The sequence below is a fragment of the Haladaptatus sp. W1 genome, assembly GCF_001723155.1.
Lineage (GTDB): Archaea > Halobacteriota > Halobacteria > Halobacteriales > Haladaptataceae > Haladaptatus > Haladaptatus paucihalophilus.
This window is the reverse complement of the sequence record NZ_MEIH01000128.1, coordinates 1-8,939: the sequence shown is the minus strand read 5'-3', so window position 1 is coordinate 8,939 and position 8,939 is coordinate 1. Positions and strand designations below refer to the sequence as shown.

Below are 8,939 nucleotides of genomic sequence, written 5' to 3'. Positions count from 1 at the left end.
CAGCGCGACCGGTTCCGGCGACCTGAAATCGCCGAGGAGTCGCGCCGCCGTCGCAACCGGTGCGTCGTCCATCCGGGCGACGAACAGGCCGTCGTATCGACCCGTCGTCGCCTCGCGCAGCACCGCGTGGGCCGCCGTCGCGTGCGTCCGCCACGCGTCGAGCGCGGGCGCACGTGCGTCGTGACCCAGTGCGAGCGCGATGCCGGTGCCGGGTTGTTCCCGAGACACCGCGTCGAGCACGTCGGCGTAGCCGCCGAGCGTCGCAAACGGATGGTCGTCACCGATTTCGTACGGACGAAGCGCCCGTTCGACGGTTTCGCCCGCTCGCGGCGTCGCTTCCGCCGGTCCGGCGACCGAGAACGCGACGAGCGAGGCGACGTGCCGATGGGCGTCGTCGTCCAGTTCGACCGGCAGGCCGAGTTCCGCGAGTTCGGCCTGCACCGCCTCCGCGTCGCCGGAGAACCCGGCGTGAAAGAGGGTCGAATGGGCCAGTCCGTCCGCGAGGTCGTCCGTCGGCGTCGAAACGCCGGGGCGTCGCGTCAGTCGGCCGTCCGCCGCATCGAGCAGTCGCGCGGTATCGCCCGCACCCGGCGAGATACCCGCCGCCACGGCACCGGCAAGGGCCAGCACTGGGTCGGGGGTTCCGCCGAGTTCGGCCGCGATATCGAACGCGAGGGCGCTCGTCGGGCGTGTGGCGAGTACCACGTCGCCGCCCGTCGCGCCGACCGCCACGACGAACTCGTCGTCACGGGACTCGACTCGTCGGGTGGGCAAGGTGGTAGCACTCACTTGAAACGGAATCCCGACTGTCGTGCAGGCGCGGGCGAGGAGGCCGCTCGATGCGAGCGCGTCGCCGTCGGCGTGCGCGACGATCCGAACGAAGTCGGCGTCGCGGAGCGTCCCGGCGATGTCGCTCGCGGTTCGGGCGTCCTCGGCTGCGGTTCGACCGGACGTGGACATCTATTCGAGGAGTTCTTTCGCGTTGTCGTAGGAGTACGTGAAGTCCTCGTCGATCTTGTCGCCGCGGTAGTAGTTGACCAGGCGGCGAACCTTCGACTCGGTGTTCTGCAGCGCGCGTTTGTTCTGCTTGTCCTGACCGTTCTCGTCGACGTGCTCACGGAGGCGCACGGCCCGAACCATCAGGTTCTCGAGGTCTTCCGGCAGCTCGTTCGCCGCGTCGTTTTCTTCGAGAATTTCGGTCACTTTCTTGCCCGTTGCGAGCTTCACGTTCGGGACCGGCGTGCCGGTCACGCCCTCGTCGCGGAGCTTCTGCCCGATTTCGCTCGGGCTGTAGCCGTCCTCCGCGAGTTCGACGACGCGGTCTTCCACGTCGTCAGCATCTACATCGCTCCACTCCGGTGGTTCGTCGGTCACGGGGCGGTCCGAACCGGACGACCCGCGACGTCGTGTGTGCATTCGTGCCATTGTTTGAGGATAGGAACTGCACGAGCCGCTGTGCTGGCGGTGGGTTCCGCCAGTCGTGACATGAGTCACGTTGCACGTCCGCAATCCCAGAGCCGTGAAATTTCACGACGAGTCGGATTTGCGGCTGTGCCGTTCCCTACAGACGCGTTCCGTTCTCGCGGGTTAAAGGGTTTCCATTCGAACCCGGTTTCGGCGGAGCGTGCTGGGACGACGACAGGGCCGAAGTCCTCGAACGCCCTCGCTACGCTCGCTACAACACGATGCCGGTTTTAATACCGTTGAAGGTACACGAGTACTGACCAGCCGCGCGGCGCGTGCGCCAGCAGGCCCGAGGCCATCACGGCCGAGGGCCTGCTGATTATCACGCGAGGGATGAGCATCGGAGGCCGGAGGCCGAGAAGCGCAATCGGTTGGGGAGGGCGTGGCCGTTGCGGTGCTGTGCGGTTGCGGTATTTGGGTGGACTGAAAGAGGCCGCCCGGTCGCGTTCATCGTGGTCTGCTCGGCGGCCACTATCGTGGACCGAGCGGTGCGGAGAGGTCCGCGATATGTCGGCGAGCGACCGCGAGCGGGGGGGGGCTTTCGGAAACTGCTTCTCACGGACGCCAATCACCGTTCCAGTAAAAACAACACGTGACGAGCGGACGGAGGCTTTCGCGGTCAGTATCGTGGTCATGCCCGACGTAAAACCGGAATCAGGGACACGAGGGGAGTGGTGTGGTACTCCGCGCCGGGGGTGGGGCGATTTCGAGAGGTTTATCAATGGTCGCACGGAAGAAGTGAATGCAGACGCGGGCTCGTAGATCAGTGGTAGATCACTCCCTTGGCATGGGAGAGGCCCCGGGTTCAAATCCCGGCGAGTCCATCCTCGCTTCGCTCGGACCGCATTCGGCATACGGCACTGCATTCTTCTGTAATCCGCTACCCTTTTGCTGAGAGTCCGAGTGAGGTACCGGCAATCGCGTTATTCTTGATTCCGAGTGATACCGTGACACCAGTCCGAGTCGTCTGGTGGTTCCTAATATTGGACATTCACTCCGCAGAGTTAACTGTACCGGTTATTCCAGAAAGAAGGCGGGAACCATCAGCGACACAATTTCAATATCAACAGTTTTCGTGGGTAAGATATAATGAATAACCGATAAATGCAAATATTTATTGTGCTGCGGCAACAATAGAAGAGTGAAGAGTAATTTTCCGAGAGTTGAATCGCTCTTCAAAGATTGTTATGCCGTTCGATGAAAGATACCCAGAGCCATTAGTATCGCCCGATACAAAAAATAAGACTGATTTTCATTATCACAAAATCAAGGAAGAATACCCATACCATGATATAGCATACCAAAATGAACGAGAAAAGTTTCGAGTACTCAGAAATTACAACACTGGAATAAGCCAAAGAGAGTGGAGCAACCAAGAAAAATTACGCAAAATAGATAACCTGAACCGTTTTGACGCTGTTTCGAGCCAGCTTGGATTAGACAAATCGCAAAAACGTCTCGGTCGCCGACTTTACAGCCGTCTGGATTTCCGAAGATTAGGGCGACGAGTTGAGTTGGTAGCCTTCTGTGTATGCGCTCACGTCTGTAACCACGATGAACGAGTACTCCGTCGCTACGGAAGTAACTGGAAACGCTATCATCCACAACGGAACCCCGAGAATAACGACGAGACATTTGAGAAGATAGCCGAGAGTATTGGACTTGAAAGAAGACAGCTTCAATCCTGCATGGCAGTATTACGGCAACAACTTCCAGATTGGTTGTTCGATGGTTGAATCTGGAAGGGTACTTAAACCCCTGACCCCCTATATAAACCGTTGTATATTACTATTAGTAGAGGCAGTAGATTCAGAGCAATAGTGAGGGGGAATCCTGCATACAGGCTCGAATGACGGCGGCCCAGAGGACATTATTGGTAATAGCATTGGTAGAGTACAGTGGTTTCCACCCAGAGTCTGGCCTCTTCTATGTTACCTTCCATTGTTAATAATCGCCGTGATGAAGATGACGTGAGATAGCCTGTGTCGTGTCGCTTCGAGCCTGTGTCATGGTTTCAGCCGGTACTCTCCGAGACAGGAGCTGAAGCTTTCCAAGCGGGGACGTTCGCGCCTGAGTGGTGGCAGTTCTCTAAGTAGGTATCGTGGTTCAGAAAAAGTGATAGCGATGACCCTTCAAAAGAAGTTATCGAGGGGAGACCCACAGCTTGTTATTACCTTCAGTAATCAAGATGAGCGATAATAAGAGACCAGAAAGTCATGGGGGTTAGAACATTGTCCTAACTTAATCTCTCGTTCAGAATGTAACCCAGCGCGGGAAAATTTCAGGATTTTGGCTATAATTAGGGAACTCGCTCGCCAATCGCCTTCGTGCCTGTTTGGGGACAACACTGGTTGTCATCTAAGCCTCCTCAGAGTTCATTGGATTAGCAGAAGAATCCATACATTCAGTATACGGACTCACTGCCGACTGTCAGAACCGCCGTGCAAGGTGTAGAGCATGTATTCATCAGAGCGTCAGTTACGGATTCACCGTTCAGTGGGTGTGATAAGTATTCGAGATAAGGCGTTTTGGAAAAGATTGATGGTCGCTTCCGTTTTTTATCGACTATGAATCAAGTAGTTGAGGAGGGGGACGAAGCAGATACGCCGAGGTCGCAATGGTGGATTCCGATTGGCATTCTTGTGGTGAATATTCCGGTTCTTGCAATAGTTTCGATAGCAACGCCGCCTGATGCTTTCTACTCCCTCATTAGTGCCCCCTTTGCCTTGCTCGGGTTCGCAATCACGCTTCTTTCTCCTATCTTCGTTCATCTCGATAAGCAATACGTTGAGTCAGTTTCGACGTGGGAACCAAGCGGGTGGTATTATTGGATGATACTTCCGCCACTAACCTTTCTATCAGTTGTCTACATCTACCAGCGACACAAATACGTAGGAGTTCCGTGAAGAGTGACTAATACGTAGAATCCCTGCACCTAATAAATTCTACCTCAGCACGTGACCGATACGCACCCCTGTATCTTGTAGAGACTTGACGAACTACCTGTAAGATACTTCACAAGCATGCATAAGCTTTGTTCCACGAATCTATCTGCCAGTGGGTAGGGTATGGGAGATACGCGCCCTCTATTCATCAAGCAGATTCATTCGAGCCCGAGAGCTGGCGCGTTGGAAAGTGCGAAGACTTCCGCTAATCTCTATCAGTAGGTGGTCTGGGTAGAGGTCTGATGCAAGCTATCTATTCAGTTCATAGATTGTTTAGGAACTCTTTCCTCCGTTTACGCTTCTGGCTCGGTGTTCCCTTGTCGTAGTGCTTATCCAGTACTTCTTGACTTACATTAGCTCGGTCACTCACCGCCTTCGCTGGCCAGCCGTTGTTCCGATGATAAGTGATTGACCCCTTCCGAATTGCGTGGGGACTGACTGACGATGGACATTTACTTGCGTGCTTGCTTCGTGCCGCTTTGCAGGTACTCTGAGTGCGGTCGTGTGGGCAATCGTTGGTATAGTGGCATGGTCGAGTAATCCGATAGATGTTCTCTCTAATGGTCGTCTTGTGTGCTCTCCCTGCCCGTGTACCTATGAGGGGTATCCGCCTGTGTTCGTCCTCTACCTTCGGGTGATGTCTATCAAGGAAGTCCCTTACAACTCGGACGACCTCGTCGGCAAGGTTGATTTCCCGTTCTCCACGTTCCTTATTCTTTAGCGGAGTTCCAGTTTCGGGTCTGTGTATCGCTCGAATGTATCCTTCTCTCGGGTGGAAGTCGTCTACATCAAAGGCGAACAGCGTGCTTGTACGGACTCCTGTATGCCACAAGAGCTGGAAGATGACGTGCCGAAGGGTAGCGTACTCGTAGGTGTTTAGGTAGCTCAGGATAGCCTCTGCTTCCTTTGAACGGATTGTAGTATCGTCCACGTCTTCATCTATTCCAAGTTCGGGGAGTTCCAGTTTCTCGCTAACCCCGTCCTCGACAGCATCCATCTTCTCACAAAATCGGAGAAAAACCCTGACCGTCCCTAACTGATTCTTCAGCGTGACGTTGTTAACATCTTGGGCACGCCAGACTTTGTACCTGTGCAGATGAGGTCCATTGATTTCATTTAGATTGTCTATCCTGTTCTCGTCACACCATTCTATGAAACGACGAAGGCGGTAATCGTGGTTCTCTTTCGAGGACTGAGTAAGGTCAGTCCGTCCGTTGAGATAGTCCTGTACAGCTTGTCGGGGTGTGAGTGGTTCCAACATGGTTCTTGGGTAGGAACCACCTGTGGTCTGGTACTCCCGGGCACTGGGTAAGCCGCGCACAGCGAAGCGAGCACGGTTCTGGGTTCACAATCCCGGCGAGTCCACTACAACCTTTTACGACGGTCGCATTCAGGAGTGACAACTGTCGTTGCCACTCCTGTTGGCTCCCTGTAAAAGGTTGATCAAAAGCACTTCTCGCTCCCGTTGGTCGCTCGTCGGCCCGCTCACTTCGTTCGCGGTGGTTTTAGTAAAATCGGGACTGGGAATCACGTCGGGTGCCTCGAAGGGGATGAATGAGCGCCTGCTGTTCGCACGATGCCGCAAAAGATAACATTCGACCGTCTCTCCGACGCTCTCCGAAACGCCTCGCGCCTGCTCACACCCAGTCGTAGACTCGGATGTAATCAACCTCCATGCGCTGGGGAACTGCGTGCTGGCGTCCGGCGCGCCGGGCCAGTCCCCGCCGACAGCGACGTTGAGCAGGAAGAAGAACGGTCCGTCGTCGAACACCCACTCTCGGCCCGCGTTCTGGGCGTCGTACAGCGTGGTCACGAAGAACTGCTGACCGTCCACGAAGAACTTGATGGCGTCGGGGTACCACGTCAGCGTGAAGGTGTGGTAGGCGTCCGAGAACCAGTTGCTTTGGCTGTAGGACCCGCCGACGCCCGCTCCGCCGGAGTCGGGACCGTGGACGGTTCCGTGAACGATGTCCGGGTCGGAGCCGATGAGTTCCATGATGTCGATTTCGCCGCAGTCGGGCCACCCGACCGACCCGATGTCGGAGCCGAGCATCCAGATGGCGGGCCAGATGCCCTGTCCGTACGGAAGTTTGGCGCGCACGTCCACACGCCCGTACTGCTTGTTGTACTTGCCTTGGGTCGTCCACCGACGACAGTTCCAATCATCTCCTTTAGTAATTAATTATTATTTCTTGTAAGAGTAATTAATATTTGAGGGAGTCGTGTCGCTCGATGTCGAGTACGTCGCGGAGACGGTCGGGGTCGAGGTCGGCTTCGGACGAACTATCAGTTTCAGTCCGAGGTGAGGGGTTATCCGTTCCGACGACCTTCGAGGACCACGGACGAATCGAACATAGTCATGAACGTCAATATTTTCGAGACTACAATCGACATCGACGAGTCGCTCGTCGCGGAATCGAGCGACGAAATCCGGGACCAGATACGAGAGTACGAATCGAGCGACCGCGTGGATTTCGACCTCCGCGTCACCCTTCCCGACGGGATGACCGGGACCGTGATGAGCGCGATGGCCGACATACCGTACGGAGAAACGCGGACGTACGGCGAACTCGCCACGGCCCTCGATACGACACCCATCGCCATCGGGCAAGCGTGCGGTCGAAACCCCGTCCCGTTGGTGGTTCCCTGTCATCGGGTCGTGGGGAGCGACGGGTCGCTGAAGGGCTATTCGGCGGCTGACGGGACCGCGACGAAGCGACGCTTGTTGAACCTCGAAGCGGCGGTCTGTGAACGCTCCCGACAGACGCGGCTACCGACGCGCTGATTCGGAACGGCGCGCCTCGTGAAGGGCAGCACAGACACCGCCTTGACCGTCCATGTTCACCCGGGCGAGCCGCGCCCGGCGGTGGACGAGTTCGGCCCGGTCCGGGTCGATGGGGTCGCCCTCCGGCGTCCGAAAGAGGCGGTCGTCGCCGTCGGCGAAACAGCCCACTCCCTCGGCCTTTGCCAGATAGCGGTCCAGCGGGTCGGCGTCCACCACGACCGCGAGCGCGCCGCCCCGCACGTCGATGGCGACGGACTCTCCGCCGGGGAGACGGTGACAGTCCCCGCGGGACATCGCCGCGATTTGCTCGTGGGTCACCCCCGCCGCCAACAGCGCCTCGACGGCGACGTACTGGCGCGCGAGCCGAGCCTTCGAGTCGAGGGTCGCGCGGGTCGCCTCGATTCCCCCGTCGGCGTCGGGGAACGTCTCCTCGAAGCCTCGACCGCCGTTGACCCCCTCCGTGACCTCGCTGGCGTGCATGTGGTCGTTCAGGTGCATCTCACAGCGGGCGACGCCCGGCAGCGACTCGACGGCCTCGCGCCCGTCGATGGCCATCATCCACGCGAAGGCCGGTGAACACCACGCCGTCGGCAGCGTGAAGCTCACCTCGACGTGCGCGCCGGACTCGTCGCTTCTGTTGAGGTCCCCGGCGCTATCGAGGTCCGTCGGTTCGCCGGGTTCGATGGCGATGTCGTCGATGTATTCGAGTTCGACGATGGACCGGTCGAGTTCGGGGTCGGTCACCTCGTCGAGCGCCGACCGGACGGCCGCGCGGGTCGGATTCCGTCCGCCGTCTCGCTCCGAACCGTCGGAGTTCGAATCGTCCGCGGACATCGTTAGTCGGCCGCCGTGGAGTCCGTCGTTTCGTAGTGGGTTTCCAAGCCGAACTGTTCGGTGATGGCGTCCTCGCGGAACTGGCGCTTTTTCTCCTCAATGTCGATGTCGTACAACTGGGCGGCGTTCTCACCCATGATTTTGCGCATGACTTCGGGCGTCAACTCCACCCCGTACTCGTCCTTCTGGTCGTCCGTCAGTTCCGCGTTCATCACCGTCTCGACCAGCCAGTCGGGGTTCCACAGCGCGTAGTCGCTCCCGAACAGCAGGCGGTCCTCGCCGAGCCAGTAGAGCAGTTCGCCCATGATTTCGCCGAACTTCCGCGGGCGGTTCTGTGCCATCGGCGCGGCCACCGCCAACCCGCCGTACACGTTGGGTTCTTGGGCGGCCAGCCAACAGAAGTCGTCCAGCCGCGGCAGCCCGACGTGTTCGACGACGAAGTTGAGGTCCGGGAACGACGTGGCGGCGTCGTCCACGTCCTTCACGTCGAAGGCGTCCTTGTTCAGCGGCCGAATCGTCGGTCCCTTGTGCGGGTGGATGTTCTCGATACCCAACTCGGCGCACTTCTCCAAGAACTCGAAGGACTCCTCGCTGTCGAGTCGCCAACCCTTCGAATCGCCGAGCCACTCGGCGGTGTAGAGTTTTACGCCTTGGATGTCGAACTCTTCCTTCTGGCGTTCGAGTTCCCGCAGTCCCTCCTCACCCTCGCGGGGGTCGAAACGCCCGTTGACGATGAAGCGGTCCTCGTGGTCGTCAGCGAAGTCGGCGTTCCTATCGACCGTGTTGAATCCCTCGTCGTAGAACTCCTCCAAGTGCGTGGGTTGGAAGATTCCCATATCGACCGCACCGTTGCCGAACAGGTCCTCTATCATGCGCTCTTGCGAGTATTTCCGGTACTCCTCCAGCGTCCA

8 protein-coding genes, 1 tRNA gene and 1 pseudogene are annotated in these 8,939 nt (G+C 57.9%); 3 read left to right on the top strand and 7 right to left on the bottom strand.

Going from position 1 to position 8,939, the window contains the following annotated elements; all coding sequences use genetic code 11:
- Positions 1-960: exonuclease RecJ (locus BG842_RS07020; protein WP_069450224.1), on the bottom strand; the 960-nt coding region annotated here is incomplete at its 3' end.
- Complete coding sequence (locus BG842_RS07015) at positions 961-1,425, bottom strand: 30S ribosomal protein S15 (RefSeq protein ID WP_069450223.1); 465 nt, start codon at positions 1,423-1,425, stop codon at positions 961-963.
- Between the two features lie 791 nt (positions 1,426-2,216).
- Here BG842_RS07015 and BG842_RS07010 point away from each other — a divergent pair.
- A tRNA-Ala gene (locus BG842_RS07010) sits at positions 2,217-2,288 on the top strand.
- Between the two features lie 1,743 nt (positions 2,289-4,031).
- Entirely contained in the window at positions 4,032-4,370 is a 339-nt protein-coding gene (locus tag BG842_RS07005) for a hypothetical protein (protein WP_069450222.1), read from the top strand.
- Between the two features lie 301 nt (positions 4,371-4,671).
- On the opposite strand, the gene BG842_RS07000 is transcribed toward BG842_RS07005, so the two are convergent.
- The 3 genes and pseudogenes from BG842_RS07000 to BG842_RS06995 form a co-directional block, all read right to left on the bottom strand.
- Entirely contained in the window at positions 4,672-5,406 is a 735-nt protein-coding gene (locus BG842_RS07000; RefSeq protein WP_254662963.1) for a site-specific integrase, read from the bottom strand.
- An 18-nt stretch (positions 5,407-5,424) separates the two neighbouring features.
- Positions 5,425-5,670 (bottom strand): annotated as a pseudogene (locus BG842_RS31200) (site-specific integrase); the annotation flags it as partial.
- 129 nt (positions 5,671-5,799) lie between these two features.
- Entirely contained in the window at positions 5,800-6,510 is a 711-nt protein-coding gene (locus BG842_RS06995) for a glycoside hydrolase family 16 protein (RefSeq protein ID WP_254662962.1), read from the bottom strand.
- Positions 6,511-6,768: 258 nt separating this feature from the next.
- Between BG842_RS06995 and BG842_RS06990 the strand changes: the two genes are divergently transcribed.
- Positions 6,769-7,194: a methylated-DNA--[protein]-cysteine S-methyltransferase gene (locus BG842_RS06990; protein WP_069450220.1), complete on the top strand. Its 426-nt coding sequence runs from the start codon at positions 6,769-6,771 to the stop codon at positions 7,192-7,194.
- On the opposite strand, the gene BG842_RS06985 is transcribed toward BG842_RS06990, so the two are convergent.
- Entirely contained in the window at positions 7,180-8,028 is an 849-nt protein-coding gene (locus BG842_RS06985; protein WP_069450219.1) for an iron-sulfur cluster assembly protein, read from the bottom strand. The genes BG842_RS06990 and BG842_RS06985 overlap by 15 nt on opposite strands.
- Before the next feature lie 2 nt (positions 8,029-8,030).
- A partial coding sequence (locus BG842_RS06980; RefSeq protein ID WP_069450218.1) for an amidohydrolase family protein occupies positions 8,031-8,939 on the bottom strand: 909 nt, incomplete at its 5' end.

What these genes read in the sequence shown, in the direction of transcription:
- BG842_RS07015 (WP_069450223.1), bottom strand. Translation starts at nt 1,425, where the DNA reads ATGGCACGAATGCACACACGACGTCGCGGGTCGTCCGGTTCGGACCGC.
- BG842_RS07005 (WP_069450222.1), top strand. Translation starts at nt 4,032, where the DNA reads ATGAATCAAGTAGTTGAGGAGGGGGACGAAGCAGATACGCCGAGGTCG.
- BG842_RS07000 (WP_254662963.1), bottom strand. Translation starts at nt 5,406, where the DNA reads ATGGATGCTGTCGAGGACGGGGTTAGCGAGAAACTGGAACTCCCCGAA.
- BG842_RS06990 (WP_069450220.1), top strand. Translation starts at nt 6,769, where the DNA reads ATGAACGTCAATATTTTCGAGACTACAATCGACATCGACGAGTCGCTC.
- BG842_RS06985 (WP_069450219.1), bottom strand. Translation starts at nt 8,028, where the DNA reads ATGTCCGCGGACGATTCGAACTCCGACGGTTCGGAGCGAGACGGCGGA.